We start from the raw sequence: 657 nt of genomic DNA on the forward strand, positions 1-657 counted from the left end.
AATCACAGACCACCCGTTCAACGGGTGGTTTGACTCAGCCCTGTAAGGGCATGTTACTGGCAACGCCTTAAAGGCGTAGTTTCGCAAGCCGGTCATTGTCCTTAATTGTTAATTTTATCTTCTATCATGTCTGCTTCAGTTTGGTTTTTTATATACTTTTTAATAACCTCTTCATTTCTTCCTACTGTATCCACATAATATCCTTTTGCCCAAAAGTGTCTATTCCCTTTCCTCTTGTATTCCGGATGCCTATCAAATATCATTAGTGCGCTTTTACCTTTTAAATACCCCATAAATGTTGAAACACTAAGCTTTGGTGGGATTTTGACACATAAATGGACATGATCAATAGATACACTTCCTTCTACAATTTCAATTCCTTTATACTCACAAAGCTTTCTAATTATTTCTCGAACATCTTTTCTAAGTTGACCATACATGGTTCTTCGTCTATATTTAGGAATAAACACAATATGGTACATGCAATTCCACTTTGTATGTGATAAACTTGAATTATCCATAATGGATGTCCTCCTCTGCCCGACATTGGCTTGCGAAACCTTTGTCATTATAGCAGAGGAGGACTTTTTTTATCATACGTAAAGGTACTTCCGTTTCTGTTCTCCCACGCATAGCGTGGGGCTTAATCAGGAGTTA

The 657-nt window shown here is 37.7% G+C and carries 1 protein-coding gene; it reads right to left on the minus strand.

The annotated features are described in order from the left end of the window. Positions 1–101 precede the first annotated feature (101 nt). A complete protein-coding gene (gene tnpA / locus MUB24_RS23100; protein WP_244708095.1) occupies positions 102–521 on the minus strand; it encodes an IS200/IS605 family transposase in 420 nt (139 codons plus the stop codon). Positions 522–657: the final 136 nt, after the last annotated feature.

The sequence above is a fragment of the Lederbergia sp. NSJ-179 genome, from assembly GCF_022867885.1.
Lineage (GTDB): Bacteria > Bacillota > Bacilli > Bacillales > Bacillaceae_C > Lederbergia.